A 15,454-nucleotide genomic window follows, 5' to 3' on the forward strand; every position below is an offset into this window, starting at 1 on the left:
GCACTATACGGCCGAGCATACGACTGTGTATACAGTTGTATATTGCTGGGACGGGCTATGATTCAGGGACTTGACTCCCCTGCCCCCGATGACCTCCCCAGACCTGCCCCTGCCCGCCTCCGACGACGCCCATCCCGTGCGCAAAGCCTCCATCTCGCGTGAGGATCTGCTGGCCGCGGCCTTGGCCCTCATCGGGCCGCACCGCAGCGTCTCCACGCTGAGCCTGCGCGAGGTCGCGCGTGAAGCCGGGATCGCCCCGAACTCGTTCTACCGCCAGTTCCGCGACATGGATGAGCTGACGGTGGCCCTGATCGACCTGGCCGGGCGCTCGCTGCGCACCATCATCGGCGAGGCCCGCCAGCGCGCGGCCTCCTCGGACCGCAGCGTGATCCGGCTGTCGGTGGAGACCTTCATGGAGCAGCTGCGTGCCGATGACCGCCTGCTGCATGTCCTGCTGCGTGAAGGCACGGCCGGCTCGGATGCGTTCAAGCACGCGGTCGATCGCGAACTGAATTACTTCGAAGACGAACTGCGGGTCGACCTGATCCGTCTGGCGGCCGCCGACGGCGCGCGCCTGCACGAACCGGGCCTGGCCTCCAAGGCGATCACCCGGCTGGTCTTCGCCATGGGCGCCACCGCGGTGGACCTTCCGCCGGAAAAAGACCCCGAACTGATCGACCAGTTGACACAGATGCTGCGGATGATCATTACCGGGGCGCGCACCTTGGCGGGTAGTCCTCCGCTGCGCTGAGGCGGGGTGTCGACTGGCGACAGGCTGCGTGCCGTGCAGCAGCGAGGACGTGGGAGCTGCGACGCTGCGTCGCAGCAATTCCCATTGACACCGGGCGCCAGGCGCTAATAAAGTGTGAAATTCCTCACAAACGTAACTCCGCCACTGTCTGCCGGCTGCTTCTCGGGAATTGGGGTACTGAGCGCATCCAGGTGTACCGGGGACATCCGCCTGCAGGCCGTGCGCCTGTCGTGTCGCGTGTCGCAGTGACGGCTCCAGGCCCCAGGGAAGGCAGGCGTTGATGGATACCGTAGTGGCACCTCGTTCGCGGCGCGGCATGCGCGGCTTCACGCTGCTTGAGCTGATGGTGGTCGTGGCGATCATCGCCATTCTGGCCGCGATCGCGCTGCCCTCTTACCGGAACTATGTGCTGCGGTCCAAAATCCGGCTGGCGCAGAGTGACCTGCTTGCCCTCTCTGCCAACGTGGAGAACTTCCGCCAGCGCACCCTCAGCTACCCCGGCAGCGCGGAGGTCGCCCAGCGCGGCTGGATGCCGGCCGCCAGTGCCGCCGATTTCACCTTCAACTACACCGCCAAGAGCGGTGGCTACAGCCTGACGGCCGAGGCCGGCACCACCATGGGCAAGGCGAGCGGCTGTGTGCTCAGCCTGGACGATGCCAACTCCCGCAGCATTGGCAGCGAATGCGCCGCTGTCGGCATCAGCAGCTGGTAACCGCGGTGCGTCCCTCCCGCGCGCGCGGCGTCACCTTGATCGAATTGATGATCGGGTTGTTCATCATGGCGATGCTGCTGATGGCCGCGATGCCCTTCGGCGCCCATTGGGTCAACAGCAATCGGCAGATGGAGGCCCGCAGCCTGCTATGGGAGGGCGTCTCGCAGGCCCGCGCGATGGCGCTGCGCAATCCATCAGCACGCCGCGCCACGGAACCGGCGGCAATGCTCCGGCTTCGCGCCGGCACGCTGGAGGTGATGGTCAGCGGCGCGGACACCCCGTCCTGGTCGGCGCCGGTACGGACCGGCGTGCGCTTCAAACTCACCGATCTGGATGGCTTTGCGGATGCCGATGCGCTGGCCGGTAGTGGCAATCCAGACTTTGACTGCGTCACCTTCGATGCACGTGGCGTACGTCTGCCTGGCGCCGACGGCTGCACCGATAGCGACGTCGCACTGGGCCGGATCGCGGTCGGTCTCTCCAGCCAGGATCCGCTCTATGTCGATATGCTCTAAGCCGCCCCGCGGCCCTCGCTTCCAGCGCGGCGACATGCTGCTGGAGGCTCTCGTGGCGGTGCTGATCACCTCGTTGATCGCCGGGGGTCTGGCCCACGTCCAGTCACGGCTGATGGCCGACCAACGCGAGACCAAGGTCGAACGCCTGGTGGTCGGTCAACTGCGTGAGCAGTTGCAGAATGGCGGCACCGGTCTGTGCGGCAGCGGGACGATAGCGCTCGCGCTGTCCAGTGATACCACCCGCCAGGCCCAGGTGGAATGCGGTACCGCGCCGCAGATCAACGTGGCGTTGGCCGGCACCGTGATGCCGGTGGAAGCCCCCCGCGAAGTGGGGCTGAGCGTGCGCGCGGCCGATCTGGAGCTGGACGGCGACGATGCCGGCGAGCACGGCGCCGATCTGCTGGTGTCCAGTCGCCAATGAACAGACACATGACACGACGCCGCCAACGCGGCCAAAGCCTGATCAGCATGATGGTCGGCCTGGTGATCTCGCTGCTGACCATCGCAGCGATGCTGGTGCTCTACAAGAACATGATCGAAGCGTCGGGCCATGCATCGCGCTCGGCGCTGCGCGATGGCCAGGTCGCCTCGGCGCTGCTGGCCGCGCAGATCGAACTGCAGGAAGCCGGCTTCGGCATTCCCGCCGAGGACACCTTGGCCAGCCGCCTGGCGATCAGCGATGAAGGTAAGCAGATCGCGTGGCGCTTCAAGCACGAACTGAACCAGGGCGACCAATGCGCCGGGCTGCGGCTGGTCGATACGGCGGCCGACGGCGCACCTGCGCGCGGGTTTTACCGACTGCCGCCAAAACTCTGCAGCAGTGCAACGGCCGCGACCTGGACCGATGCAGAGTGGCAACCCGTCGCCGCCGAAGCCGCCTTCTTCGAGCCAAGCCAGAAAGATGGCAGTGCATTTGCCAGCGATGAGCGCGAAATCGGCGCGTTGACACTGCGCGGTGCCAGCGGCGGTGACGGCTATCAATTTGTCGCCGTACCCGATGCCTGCCTGCCGTTCAAACAGCAGGACACCATCGAGCGCACCGGCCAGCGCGTGATCCTGCGTCAGGCCAGCGACGACGTACTGTTCTCCGTGTGCCTGCCCAACCTCACGGTGCCCCCCGCCGCATGACCAGGATGTCCGCGATGAATCAACTCTCCCGGCGCACACGCGCCCGCAGGAGCTGTGCGCCTGGCCCTGCACGCCAGAAGGGCATGGCCACGTTGTGGATCGTCCTGATGGTCGGCCTCGCCGTCTCGGTGACGGTGGCCGCATCGATCTACTCGCTGCGTGGCAACCAGCAGCGCCAGATCACCACCCACTCGGTCACCTCGGCACAGGCCGCTGCCTGGCGCGGCGTGGAAGTCGTCCGCCGCTACCTGATGGCCGTGGATCCGGCGACGATGGCCGGTTGGGCCAGCGGCAGCGGCGGGCTCGCGATGCCGGCCACCATCAGTGGCATGGCAACCATCGGCATTCCCGACGGCAATGCACAGATCACCGCGCTCAGTGGCGCCAGCGGCAACTATCAGATCGCCGCCACGATCACCGCACTGGCCGGCAGTGGCTCCACCACCACCAGCGCCACGGTCGAAGTGCTGTATGACGTGACCCCGGGTGGGAGCAGCACGCCCAGCTCGCCGGTCTGCGCGACCATCCCCGCCGCACCGATGGTGTTCAATGGCGACCTCAACATCACCGGTGGCTCGCTCGGCGTGACCAATCCGGCGGGCTTCGAGAACATCGCCGTCGCTGGAAGCATCAACCTCACCGGCGCCAGCCAGGCCACCATCTCCGGTTGCGCCAAGGGCGATGTGACGCTCTCCGGTGGCGGCATTCTGAGCGGGGGCCACCTGCATTCACAGGGCACCATCCGTATCAATCAGATGGGCAATCCGACCGACACCACGTTGTGGGCTCGCAACGTCACGATCGGCAGTGGCGTCAGTGGCGGCCGCTATGCAGCCATCAGGGCCGGCGCCTTCACCGCCAATGTGTACGATGGTGGGACGCTGGTCGGCACCACGGAGATCGGCGGCAAGTTGCTCCCCACGACCGTGATCGGCGGATTGCCGTGGTCGGTCGGGACAGTGATCCCGGCCAGTAGTGGCCGCATCGTCATCACGCTGACCAGCGGCGACACCTGGCTGCTGGATCTCTCACGCGTCACGATCGATGCCGGCAGCGGCGTCATCAGCGGTGCGTCCTCGGCCCAGCACCTGAGCGGCAGCTCCACCACCCCGCTGCCGGACCAGCTCGGCTTCCGTTCGACGTCCATCGCCGGTGGCACGATCAGCCTGGCAACACTCACCATCGATCAGCTCTGGGGTCACTACCTGTCCATCAGTGGCTGGGGCGGGCGTTACACCACGGTGCTGGCCAATGGCGATGTGGACATCGTTACCGGCACCATCGGTACGCTGGTCGGTGGCCGTGACATCACGGCGACGCAGGCCGGCCTGTACTGGAGTTTTCCGACCGTCAGCACCGGTAACGTGGCCGGCGATCTGAAGTATGGCGGCGCGCGGCAGACCGTGCCCGATACCGGCATGGCGATGCCTGGGCTGCGCACGCGCCAGACCGGCACGACCCCAGGCCTACCGGGCATCCCCTTCTGCGACACCCGCGTGGATGCGATCGATGTCAGCACCTACCGCGACGGTGCCAACTACATCTTCGAATGGCTGGAAGGTGCTCCGCATCTGACCATCCGCAATGTGCGCAACCGGGCCGGCCAGTCGATGGATGGCACCTACAACCTGGCCACCCAGGACGTCCGACGGCTGCCGGCCAATGGTGCGCAGTTCCTGACCTGCAACTGGAACCAGGCCGAGAACGGTGCCGCGCACTGCTTCCGCGACAAGACCGCGACCAGTGCATGGACCATCACCGGGCTGACGCACCTGCCGCGCGGCGTGTTCTGGTTCGACAACGCGCTCAAGATCGACGGTACCCAGTTGCGTGATGCCGATGGCAACCGCGATCTGCTCACCACCTTGATTGCGAAGGACTACGTCACGCTGACCCAATCCGGTCATGACAAGCTGATCGCCCCCAACTTCTCCACGCCGGCACTGATCTGCGACGGCGACTACTACCCGAGCAACCTGTGCGACAAGACCGGGTCTGCATCGCAGTTCACCGAGTGGACCGATGCCGCCGGCGTATCCCATCGCGGCCTGCCGATCGGGAATGTCGCGTTGATGACGGAAAGCGGCGCGCAGTTGTCCGGGTGGCAGATCCACGGCAACGTCATCCTCGGCTCCACATTGGCGACCGCTGCGCAGACCACGGTGATCCACGGCAGCCTGACGGTCGGCACCAACAACCCCGGCAGCGCCACCACGGTCCAGCAGGGGGGCGCCGAGGTCATCGTGCCGCAGGACCGCGACAATCACTACAACCCGGGGATCTGTGAAGCGCCGGCGGTCACGCCCGGCGGCCCGGCTGCGGCGACGGTGCGCTGGAGCCGGTACCGCTGACGTCTATTCCCATTCATGGGAAAGGCGACCCGAGGGTCGCCTTTTTCGTAACGCTCGGGCAGATCGCCGCGCCGCCATGACCGTGCATCGCTAATCGCTATCAGCGGTACTGACGCTCGCAACGACGCTCGACCACGCGATTGCCGTTCTTCGACTGTTGGTTACCCTGGATCTGGCGACCGGCGGCGCCACCTGCCACTGCGCCGGCAACCGTGGCCAGCTTCTTGCCGTTGCCGCCACCGACCTGGTTACCGAGCAGACCACCGACTACGGCGCCGGTCGCAGTGCCGGTGATGCGGTTGGGGTCTCTGGAATTACGCTGGACCTCGACGTTGTGGCACACCACCTTGCTGCCGTCATTGAAGCGGCGCCCCTCGTCCTTCGGCCCATAGGTCTGTGCGCCGGCAACTGCCGACACAGCGAGCAGACTGCCCAGGCACAACACGCGGAAGCTCGTCTTCATGGTCGATCCCTGTTTGTGGAACATGGCCCGAGTCTCTGCCTGTCGAGGACAAGCCAGGGTGAATATGCGTCCACGCCGCGTCAACAGGCGTACTCGGGTTCAGGGCACAGCCAGTGTGATGACAGTGGCGTACACAGCCACGACGGGAGCAGTCCCAGGACCGCGCGCCGCTTAGTCTTTTGGATAGACCGCCAGAATCGAACACCCGGGACGCGTGAAACGCGGCGTGCTGAAACGCAGATCGCCCTGGGTGCCAAGCAGATCCCCCTGGATGCCGGAGGGCGTCATGACGATTCGGTCACCGGGATTGCCGCAGATCAGCCCGTTCTGAAAGCCGGACTGGAAGTCGATTTCAGTCGCCCCGGCCAGGATGCTGCAACTGCTACCGAGTTCGACCCGGTAATAACGATGACCACCGTTGCGGCGTGGGTTGGTTTCCACCACGACGCCCTGTGGGTCTTCATTCCAGCTGCGCACATGACGCGTGGCGAAACAGAACTCCGGCGTTCCATGGAAACCACGTCGCGGGCTGCTGCGCCGGTCAGACGTCCCGGTGACGGTCACGGTCGGCAGGGTCGTCGCGAACTGGCGGCTGCTTTCGCGGGCCGCCTCGGCGAAGTCACGGTTGCCGATCACGCTGACCGCGCTGATCGCACAACGGCGCCCGTCTACCGTCACCTGTTCACTGGGGCGACCGCAGGCCCAGCCGGCGGGTGCATCCAGGCGCACCTCAGCCGCCTCGTTGATGCCCGGACAGTCCGCACTGAAGTCCACCCGATACGCCTGCCCATTGGCGCCTCGGACCGCGATGGAACCGGGCGTGGCCTGCTCCACCTGGCGTACGCCACGTGCATCCAGGCAATGGGGCGCAGGTGGCGTGCGTACCTCGCCGGCGGTCGGCGCAGTCTGTGCCTGCGCAGCGGCGGAAGTGGCCAATCCGGCCAGTACGAGTGGCGCCCACGACAGCGATGCGATCACGGTGCTTTCCCTGCACGGAGACTGCCGCGAATCTACCACGCCCCCGGCCACAGCCCCCTCCCCTACAATGACCCACCCGGCGCTGCCCCCTGACGCCGACTCATTCGATGGACCCCGCGTGACCCAGAAGCCGCCCGAACACACCCCGCTCATGAAGCAGTTCTTCGCCGCCAAGTCCGATTACCCGGACCTGCTGCTGTTCTTCCGCATGGGCGACTTCTACGAGCTGTTCTACGACGACGCCCGCAAGGCGGCGCGGCTGCTGGACATCACCCTGACCCAGCGCGGCAGCTCGGGCGGCGCACCGATCCCGATGGCCGGTGTGCCGGTGCATGCCTACGAAGGCTACCTGGCGCGCCTGGTCGCCCTGGGCGAGTCCGTGGCGATCTGCGAACAGATCGGCGATCCGGCACTGGCCAAGGGCCTGGTCGAGCGCAAGGTGGTGCGCATCGTCACCCCCGGCACCGTCACCGACGAGGCGCTGCTGGACGAGCGCCGCGACACCCTGCTGATGGCCCTCTCGCGGGGCAAGAATGGCTACGGCCTGGCCTGGGCCGATCTGGCCGGTGGCCGCTTCCTGGTCAATGAGGTCGATTCGGACGATGCACTGGAAGCCGAGCTCGCGCGCCTGGAGCCGGCCGAGCTGCTGGTGCCCGATGAAGAGAACTGGCCGGCCTTCCTGCAGTACCGCAATGGCATCCGCCGTCGCGCGCCCTGGCTGTTCGATGCTGACAGCGGCCGCCGGCAGCTGCTGAGTTTCTTCAAGCTGCATGACCTGACCGGCTTCGGCATCGACGACAAGCCACGCGCCACCGCTGCCGCCGGTGCCCTGCTCGGCTATGTCGAAGAAACCCAGAAGCAACGTCTGCCGCACCTCACCGCGATCGCCACGGAAACCGCGAGCGAAGCCATCGCCATGAACGCGGCCACGCGCCGTCATCTGGAACTGGATACACGCGTCGACGGCGATACCCGCAACACCCTGCTCGGCGTGCTCGACACCACGGTCACGCCGATGGGCGGTCGCCTGCTGCGGCGCTGGCTGCACCGCCCGCTGCGCCTGCGCGAAGTGCTGGTGCACCGCCACGATGCGGTTGCCACGCTGATCGATCGCGGCGCCGAGGGCGACGTGCGCGATGCCTTCCGGGCGCTGGGCGATCTGGAACGCATCCTCACCCGCGTGGCCCTGCGCTCGGCGCGCCCCCGAGATTTCTCCACGCTGCGCGACGGCCTGGGCCTGCTGCCCGAGGTGCGCGCGGTGCTCGCACCGCTGGATTCGCCACGGCTGATCGCGCTGCACGATGCACTGGGCTCGCATGACGAGTGCGCGCATCTGCTGGCCAGCGCGATCGCCCCAACCCCGCCCCTGAAGCTCAGCGATGGCGGCGTCATCGCCGAAGGCTACGACGCCGAGCTCGATGAGCTGCGTCGCCTCTCCACGCATGCGGATCAGTTCCTGATCGATCTGGAACAGCGCGAGCGCATCAGCAGCGGCATCGCCACGCTGAAGGTCGGGTACAACCGTGTGCACGGTTACTACATCGAGATCAGCAAGGGCCAGTCTGAGAAGGCGCCGGTGCATTACACCCGCCGCCAGACCCTGACCAATGCCGAGCGCTACATCACTGAAGAACTGAAGTCTTTCGAGGACAAGGTGCTGTCCGCACGCGAACGCTCGCTGACCCGCGAGAAGTTCCTGTACGAACAACTGCTGGACATCCTCGCCAGCGGGCTGGAGCCGCTGAAGCAGTGCGCCGCCGCGCTGAGCGAGCTGGATGTGCTGGCCGGCTTCGCCGAACGCGCGCAGGCGCTGGACTGGGCGCGTCCGGAACTGGAGACCGCCCCCTGCCTGACGATCGAGCGTGGGCGTCATCCGGTGGTCGAAGCAGTACGCGAGCAGCCCTTCGAACCGAACGATCTGGACCTGCATCCGGACCGCCGCATGCTGGTCATCACCGGCCCGAACATGGGCGGTAAATCCACCTACATGCGACAGAACGCGCTGATCGTGCTGCTGGCGCATATCGGCAGTTTCGTGCCGGCCAGCCGCGCGGTGATCGGCCCGATCGACCGCATCCTGACCCGCATCGGCGCCGGCGACGATCTCGCCCGTGGGCAGTCGACCTTCATGGTCGAAATGGCCGAGACCAGCTACATCCTGCATCACGCCAGCGCGCAGTCGCTGGTGCTGATGGACGAGATCGGCCGCGGCACCTCCACCTATGATGGCCTGGCGCTTGCCGACGCCGTCGCACGGCATCTGGCCTACCAGAACCGCTGCTACACCTTGTTCGCCACGCACTATTTCGAACTGACCGCGCTGGCCGACGAGCAGCACGAGGGCGGCGCCAGTGGCATCGCCAACGTGCATCTGGATGCGGTAGAGCACGGCGACGCGCTGGTGTTCATGCACGCGGTGAAGGATGGGCCGGCCAACCGCAGCTTCGGCCTGCAGGTGGCCGCATTGGCCGGCCTGCCCAAATCCACCGTGGCACAGGCAAGGCGTCGCCTGGCCGAGCTGGAACAGCGCAGCCATGAGACCCAGTCCGCCGTCGTCGCCGCGCAGGCGCTGGATGCACCGCAGCAGTTCGGCCTGTTCAACGCGCCCAACACCGCCGCGCAGGATGCGCTGGCCGCGATCGATCCGGACGAGCTGACCCCGAAGCAGGCGCTGGAAGCCCTCTATCGGCTGAAGGCCCTGATCTGATCCTGCGCGGTCAGCGCGTGCGTACAGGTGCGTGATTCTCCAGCGCAGGCATCGGCCTACGCTGGAGTGCGTTGAATGACGAACCTCGCTGAACCGCAGGAGCGCCTCGACCGGGCGCATCCGCAACTCACGTTCCATTTCTGGCGATGTGTCGCCATTACCTCTTGTTGTCGTGATGCCCGCTCTTGATGCTGGCCCGTCCCCGTCGCGGTGCGTGCCATGTCCCTGCTCCCAACGCGTCACTTCGGCGCCATCGATGGCATGCGTGCCTTGGCGGTGGTTGCCGTCATCGTTTTCCACGCCGACAGCGCGCTGCTGCCTGGCGGTTTCAGTGGCGTGGACCTGTTTTTTGTGGTGTCCGGATTCGTGATCAGCCAATCCCTGGCGGCGCGACCCGCGCCCAGCCTGGGTCGCTTCCTGCTGGATTTCTACCGGCGACGACTGCAGCGGCTGCTGCCCGCGCTGCTGCTGATGCTGCTGATCACCTTCCTCCTATCGGCCTTGTTGATACCCCGTGCCTGGCGCAACGAACAGTTCGACCAGACCGGACTGGGCGCGCTGTTCGGCGTCAGCAACCTGGTGCTGGCCTGGCAACAGGACGGTTACTTTTCGCCGGGTGCCGATCTCAATCCGTTTCTGCACACCTGGACACTTGGGGTGGAAGAGCAGTTCTACCTGCTGTTCCCGTTCGTGTACTTCGTCTGGCTGCAGCACCGCCGCACCCGCGTAGCGGCACGCTGGGTGTTGCCGCTGCTTGCGGCCGCATCGCTGGTGGTCGCCGCCGTGCAGGCATCCACCGCGCCAACGTCGGCGTTCTACCTGTTGCCGGCGCGACTGTGGGAGCTGGCCGCAGGCGCACTGTTGTACCAACGCGTGATCACCCACGGTGCACCCGCGCATTGGCGGCGGTGGGCGCTGCCAGGCCTTCTGCTTGTGGCGCTTGGCTTCGTGTTCGCGGATCGCTTGCCGTTTCCCTTCCCGGGGGCGCTGATCACCGTGGCCGGCACGCTGATGCTGCTGGCCGCCGCCGCAGCCGATGACAGCGATGGTGCATCGTCGCCGGTCCTGAACGGGTTGCAGTGGCGGCCGTTGGCCTATATCGGCCTGTTGTCCTACTCGCTCTATCTCTGGCACTGGCCGTTGCTGGTACTGCTGCGCTGGACCTACGGCATGCAGGACGTCGCGCTTTGGGCTTACCCCGTGGTACTGATGGTCATCGCCGGCGCCTCCTACCACTGGATCGAAACCCCCGCGCGCCAGCGAAGCATCCGCCTTCGCACGCGCACCGTGCTGGCAATCAGTGTTGCCGCCTTGGGCGTGTCCGCGACCAGTGCGTATCTGCTGGTGCAGCACACCGACGACATCACGCTCAGCACCACCGGCGATGGCTACCAGTGGCGCGCCTACCTGCATCCTGCATGGAAACCGGTACCGCCCGTCGAGGGTCCTGGCCTGGCAGGTCGACAATTGTTTGTCGCCGGCGACTCGCATGCCGCCGCCTACCGGACCATGGTGTCCGTCGCCGCGCGGCAGCTGGAGATGGAACTGCACGTGCTGGAACGCGGTGGCTGTGGCATCGTCAGCCTGCTTGGCGCTGCACCCGGCGACTGTGGTGATGCACGCGAACGGATCCTGGCGCAGATCGAAGCGCAGGCCCGCCCCGGCGATGTCGTGCTGCTCGCCTCGCTACGCATGCCCGAACTGCGCGGCCGCGATTGGCGCCGTGGGCATGCCGTGATCATGGACGAGATCCTCCAGGCACGCAGCACGGACGACGACCGCGCCGCGCGAGAGGATGCAGAGGCGGTCCTGGCGCGCCTGGAAGCGCTGAAGGTAACGGTCGTGATCGACGCGCCGCTGCCCATCTTCAAGGCCTCCGCGTACCGCTGCTCGGATCCGTTCAACCGCATGAATCCTGCCTGCGCCGACGGCCTGACGCTGCCGCGCCAGGATCTGGAGCGGCTGCGCGCGCCGCAGATGGCGCTGCTCGCATCGCTTGCCCAGGCGCATCCCGCGCTGCATGTGTGGGATCCCATGCCCCTGCTGTGCAAAGGCAGCGTCTGTTCGGCAATGGATGGGCGGGATCCGCTGTTCTTCGACTCAGACCACCTGAGCGGGCATGGCAACCGTGTGCTGCTGCCCGACTTCGTCGCCCATCTGCAGCAGATCGCGGCAACGCCGACGCCGCCCGAGACGGCCCACTGATCGGCGCCATCGGCCGAGTGGTCAAGGCCTGGCCGGCGGTGTGAGGTCTTCGCATTCCCGTAGTGAACGCAGCGCTATGCTCGGGCAGTTCCCATCCCTGCCCTGGAGCCCGCCGTGAATACCGAATCACTTGCCGCGTCCCTCTTCCAGCAACTGCAGCAGGGCCAAGGCCTGCAGCAGGTGTCCCAGCAGCTTGGCATTGACCAGAACCAGGCCAGCGGCGCGATCGGCGCGGCCCTGCCGCTGCTGCTCGGCGCGATGGGCCGCAACGCCCAGGAACCCCAAGGCGCACAGGCACTACTGGGCGCGCTGCAGCGTGACCATGCGCCGGCAAGCGGGGGGTTCGACCTAGGTGGACTGCTGGGCAGCGTGCTGGGCGGCGGGGGCGGCAATGCGACCAATGGCGCCGGCATCCTCGGCCATGTCTTCGGCGGCAATACCGACCGCGCCACCCAGGGCCTGAGCCAGGCCACCGGGCTGGACAGCAGCAAGACCAGCCAACTGCTCGCCATCCTCGCCCCCATCGTGATGTCCTATCTTGCCCAGCGCTTCGCCAGCGGCGGCAACGCCAACCCGGGCCAGCTCAGCCAAGCCCTCGGCCAGGAAGCGCAGCGCGCCAACAGCGATGGCCTGCTGACGTCGGTGCTGGACCAGGACGGGGATGGACAGCTGGGCGTCGGCGATCTGCTCAAGCTCGGTGGCGGCCTGTTCGGCAAGCGCTGAAGGCAGGCGTTCGAAATAGCCTGCACCTATCGCATTGGTTGATTCATTCGAATGTACCGAATGAACAGCAATGGCTAACGTGTAGGCACGCCTTCACATCGCGGTGCCCACGGCCCGATGTGCAGGCACCCTTTCCGACGTCGCCATCGCCTCCCCCACGCCGATGGTGGCCACGTTCGCCAGTACACAGGTAGATACCCATGAAAAGCGAAGCCAAGTGCCCGTTCAACCACGCCCTCGTCGGCGATGCCACCACCAACCGCGACTGGTGGCCCAAGCAGCTGCGGGTGGACCTGCTCAACCAGCACTCGACCCGCTCGCATCCGCTGGATGAGACCTTCGATTATGCCGAGGCCTTCAAGGGCCTGGATTACGCCGCGCTCAAGGCCGACCTCAAGGCCTTGATGACCGATTCGCAGGACTGGTGGCCGGCCGACTTCGGCCATTACGGCGGCCTGTTCGTGCGCATGGCCTGGCATAGCGCCGGCACCTACCGCATCGGCGATGGCCGTGGCGGCGCCGGCCGTGGCCAGCAGCGCTTCGCCCCGCTCAACAGCTGGCCGGACAACGTCAGCCTGGACAAGGCACGCCGCCTGCTGTGGCCGATCAAGCAGAAGTACGGCCAGGCGATCTCCTGGGCTGATCTGCTGGTGCTCACCGGCAACGTCGCACTGGAATCCATGGGCTTCAAGACGCTGGGCTTCGCCGGTGGCCGCCCGGATACGTGGGAGCCGGACCAGGATGTGTACTGGGGCCGCGAAACCACCTGGCTGGGCGGTGATGTGCGCTATGCGCACGGCTCCGAAGGCGTGCAGGAAGACCACGGCGTGCTGGTCTCCGACGATGATGCGGATGGCGACACCCACTCGCGCGATCTGGAGAACCCGCTCGCCGCCGTGCAGATGGGCCTGATCTACGTCAATCCGGAAGGCCCGGATGGCAATCCCGATCCGCTCAAGGCGGCCTTCGACATCCGCGATACGTTCGGCCGCATGGCGATGGACGACGAGGAAACCGTCGCGCTGATCGCCGGTGGCCACAGCTTCGGCAAGACCCACGGCGCCGGCCCGGCCGACAACGTCGATGTGGAACCGGAAGCCGCGGGCCTGGAAAGCCAGGGGCTGGGCTGGGCCAACAGGTTCGGCACCGGCAAGGGCGGCGACACCATCACCAGCGGCCTGGAAGTGACCTGGACGCGCACGCCGGCGCAGTGGAGCCATGACTTCTTCGAGATCCTGTTCGGCCACGAGTGGGAGCTGACCAAGAGCCCGGCCGGTGCGCACCAGTGGGTGGCCAAGGACAGCGAGGCGATCATTCCCGACGCGCACGATCCCTCGAAGAAGCACCGCCCGACCATGCTCACCACCGATCTGTCGCTGCGTGTGGACCCTGCCTACGAGAAGATCTCACGCCGCTTCCTGGCCGATCCGCAGGCCTTCGCCGATGCCTTCGCCCGCGCGTGGTTCAAGCTGACACATCGCGACATGGGCCCGCGTGCACGCTACCTCGGCCCGGAGATTCCGGCCGAAGAATTCGTCTGGCAGGACCCGGTGCCGGCGGCCCCGCAGACCACGCTCAGCGCGCAGGACATCACCGCGCTGAAGCAGCAGATCGGCGCGACCGGCCTGAGCGCGGGCGAGCTGGTCTCCACCGCGTGGGCGTCGGCCTCGACCTTCCGTGGCTCGGACAAGCGCGGCGGCGCCAACGGTGCGCGTGTGCGCCTGGCCCCGCAGAAGGACTGGGCGGTCAACCAGCCGCAGCAGCTGGGCAAGGTGCTGGCCGCGCTGGAGAAGATCCAGGCCGGCTTCAAGGGCGACGGCGGTGCGCAGGTGTCACTGGCAGATCTCATCGTGCTGGCCGGCAACGTCGGCGTCGAGCAGGCGGCCAGGGCCGGTGGCCATGAGGTCAGTGTGCCGTTCAACCCCGGCCGTACCGACGCCAGCCAGGACCAGACCGATGTGCCGTCGTTCGCGGTACTGGAGCCGTACGCCGATGGCTTCCGCAATTACGTCAAGGGCCGCTACAGCGTGCCTGCCGAGGCGCTGCTGATCGATCGTGCGCAGCTGCTCACGCTGACCGCGCCGGAGATGACCGCCCTGGTCGGCGGCCTGCGGGTGATCGGCACCAACGTGGGTGGCAGCAAGGACGGCGTGTTCACCGATCGCGTCGGCACGTTGAGCAACGACTTCTTCGTCAACCTGCTCGACATGGGGACGCAGTGGGTCGCCCATGGCGATGGCTACAGCGGTCGCGACCGCAGCACCGGCGCATTGCGCTGGAGCGGCAGCCGCGTGGACCTGGTGTTCGGCTCGAACTCGGTGCTGCGCGCCTTGGCCGAGGTCTATGCCAGCGCGGACGGTGAGAAGAAGTTCGTCCGCGACTTCGTCGCTGCCTGGGCGCGGGTGATGGAGCTGGACCGTTACGACCTGCGTTGATTCAACACCGTAGGCACAGACAAAGACCGGGCCGCATGGCCCGGTTTTTTTTTCATGTGTGCAGCAGGCAGATCACAGCGCGTCCAGATCCCCCAACGCGCGGATCAACCGACGCGCGCGTTTGTCCGGCTTGTGCTCCGGCGGCTGGTAACCGTTCTTTGCCGCGGCACGCTGCAGCCGCAGTTCCGCCCGGCGTGCCAGCGAGGCCTCGGTCTCGGCATACAACTGCTGCGCAACCGGCGCCGGCCCGCGCATCTCGCTGAGGCCACGCACTTCGACCTCGAACACCTCATCGCCCCGACTGATCTGCAGCGCTTCGCCCACGCGCACAGCGCGCGAGGATTTCGGGCGTTGCCCGGCCACATCCACCTTGCCGGTTTCCACCGCCTGTTTGGCCAGGCTACGGGTCCGATAGAACCGTGCGGCCCAGAGCCACACATCCAGCCGCACGGCGGCCAATGGGGTTGCTTCGATCATGCGGGTGAT

At 66.7% G+C, this 15,454-nt stretch carries 13 protein-coding genes; 10 read left to right on the top strand and 3 right to left on the bottom strand.

What is annotated here, in order from left to right; translation table 11 throughout:
* The first annotated feature begins 88 nt into the window (after positions 1 to 88).
* The 6 genes from fabR to AC13F7_RS08565 all read left to right on the top strand — a co-directional run bounded on the left by fabR (position 89) and on the right by AC13F7_RS08565 (position 5,457).
* Positions 89 to 751, top strand: a complete 663-nt coding sequence (gene fabR, locus AC13F7_RS08540; protein WP_483000137.1) for an HTH-type transcriptional repressor FabR — start codon at positions 89 to 91, stop codon at positions 749 to 751.
* A 280-nt stretch (positions 752 to 1,031) separates the two neighbouring features.
* Entirely contained in the window at positions 1,032 to 1,463 is a 432-nt protein-coding gene (locus AC13F7_RS08545) for a type IV pilin protein (RefSeq protein ID WP_482999850.1), read from the top strand.
* A 5-nt stretch (positions 1,464 to 1,468) separates the two neighbouring features.
* Positions 1,469 to 1,978: a pilus assembly FimT family protein gene (locus AC13F7_RS08550; RefSeq protein ID WP_482999851.1), complete on the top strand. Its 510-nt coding sequence runs from the start codon at positions 1,469 to 1,471 to the stop codon at positions 1,976 to 1,978.
* Positions 1,962 to 2,399: a type IV pilus modification PilV family protein gene (locus AC13F7_RS08555; RefSeq protein WP_482999852.1), complete on the top strand. Its 438-nt coding sequence runs from the start codon at positions 1,962 to 1,964 to the stop codon at positions 2,397 to 2,399. Before AC13F7_RS08550 ends, AC13F7_RS08555 begins: the two co-directional genes overlap by 17 nt.
* An 8-nt stretch (positions 2,400 to 2,407) precedes the next feature.
* Complete coding sequence (locus AC13F7_RS08560; RefSeq protein ID WP_482999853.1) at positions 2,408 to 3,106, top strand: PilW family protein; 699 nt, start codon at positions 2,408 to 2,410, stop codon at positions 3,104 to 3,106.
* Between the two features lie 14 nt (positions 3,107 to 3,120).
* Positions 3,121 to 5,457: a hypothetical protein gene (locus AC13F7_RS08565; RefSeq protein ID WP_482999854.1), complete on the top strand. Its 2,337-nt coding sequence runs from the start codon at positions 3,121 to 3,123 to the stop codon at positions 5,455 to 5,457.
* A 100-nt stretch (positions 5,458 to 5,557) separates the two neighbouring features.
* On the opposite strand, the gene AC13F7_RS08570 is transcribed toward AC13F7_RS08565, so the two are convergent.
* On the bottom strand, positions 5,558 to 5,920 hold the full coding sequence (locus tag AC13F7_RS08570) for a glycine zipper 2TM domain-containing protein (RefSeq protein WP_481468412.1): 363 nt from the start codon (positions 5,918 to 5,920) through the stop codon (positions 5,558 to 5,560).
* Positions 5,921 to 6,091: 171 nt separating this feature from the next.
* On the bottom strand, positions 6,092 to 6,898 hold the full coding sequence (locus AC13F7_RS08575) for a DUF6491 family protein (RefSeq protein ID WP_482999855.1): 807 nt from the start codon (positions 6,896 to 6,898) through the stop codon (positions 6,092 to 6,094).
* A gap of 151 nt (positions 6,899 to 7,049) precedes the next feature.
* Here AC13F7_RS08575 and mutS point away from each other — a divergent pair, with 151 nt between their 5' ends.
* The 4 genes from mutS (at position 7,050) to katG (ending at position 14,968) form a co-directional block, all read left to right on the top strand.
* A complete protein-coding gene (mutS, locus tag AC13F7_RS08580) occupies positions 7,050 to 9,605 on the top strand; it encodes a DNA mismatch repair protein MutS (RefSeq protein WP_483000140.1) in 2,556 nt (851 codons plus the stop codon).
* A 219-nt stretch (positions 9,606 to 9,824) separates the two neighbouring features.
* Positions 9,825 to 11,810 (top strand): acyltransferase family protein, encoded by a 1,986-nt coding sequence (locus tag AC13F7_RS08585; RefSeq protein ID WP_482999856.1) that lies wholly within the window; start codon positions 9,825 to 9,827, stop codon positions 11,808 to 11,810.
* 114 nt (positions 11,811 to 11,924) lie between these two features.
* Positions 11,925 to 12,533 carry a DUF937 domain-containing protein gene (locus AC13F7_RS08590; RefSeq protein ID WP_482999857.1) on the top strand — a complete coding sequence of 203 codons (609 nt, stop codon included), beginning with the start codon at positions 11,925 to 11,927 and terminating at the stop codon, positions 12,531 to 12,533.
* Between the two features lie 200 nt (positions 12,534 to 12,733).
* A complete protein-coding gene (gene katG, locus AC13F7_RS08595; protein ID WP_482999858.1) occupies positions 12,734 to 14,968 on the top strand; it encodes a catalase/peroxidase HPI in 2,235 nt (744 codons plus the stop codon).
* A 72-nt stretch (positions 14,969 to 15,040) separates the two neighbouring features.
* Here katG and AC13F7_RS08600 read toward each other — a convergent pair whose 3' ends face one another.
* On the bottom strand, positions 15,041 to 15,445 hold the full coding sequence (locus tag AC13F7_RS08600) for an RNA-binding S4 domain-containing protein (RefSeq protein WP_482999859.1): 405 nt from the start codon (positions 15,443 to 15,445) through the stop codon (positions 15,041 to 15,043).
* Positions 15,446 to 15,454 lie beyond the last annotated feature (9 nt).

The sequence above is a fragment of the Stenotrophomonas sp. K-6 genome, from assembly GCF_056861555.1.

Bases quoted from the DNA above. Each gene is read 5' to 3' on its own strand.
- AC13F7_RS08585 (WP_482999856.1), top strand. From the start codon at position 9,825: ATGTCCCTGCTCCCAACGCGTCACTTCGGCGCCATCGATGGCATGCGT.
- AC13F7_RS08545 (WP_482999850.1), top strand. From the start codon at position 1,032: ATGGATACCGTAGTGGCACCTCGTTCGCGGCGCGGCATGCGCGGCTTC.
- AC13F7_RS08570 (WP_481468412.1), bottom strand. From the start codon at position 5,920: ATGAAGACGAGCTTCCGCGTGTTGTGCCTGGGCAGTCTGCTCGCTGTG.
- fabR (WP_483000137.1), top strand. From the start codon at position 89: ATGACCTCCCCAGACCTGCCCCTGCCCGCCTCCGACGACGCCCATCCC.
- katG (WP_482999858.1), top strand. From the start codon at position 12,734: ATGAAAAGCGAAGCCAAGTGCCCGTTCAACCACGCCCTCGTCGGCGAT.
- AC13F7_RS08600 (WP_482999859.1), bottom strand. From the start codon at position 15,445: ATGATCGAAGCAACCCCATTGGCCGCCGTGCGGCTGGATGTGTGGCTC.
- AC13F7_RS08555 (WP_482999852.1), top strand. From the start codon at position 1,962: ATGTCGATATGCTCTAAGCCGCCCCGCGGCCCTCGCTTCCAGCGCGGC.
- AC13F7_RS08565 (WP_482999854.1), top strand. From the start codon at position 3,121: ATGAATCAACTCTCCCGGCGCACACGCGCCCGCAGGAGCTGTGCGCCT.
- mutS (WP_483000140.1), top strand. From the start codon at position 7,050: ATGAAGCAGTTCTTCGCCGCCAAGTCCGATTACCCGGACCTGCTGCTG.
- AC13F7_RS08560 (WP_482999853.1), top strand. From the start codon at position 2,408: ATGACACGACGCCGCCAACGCGGCCAAAGCCTGATCAGCATGATGGTC.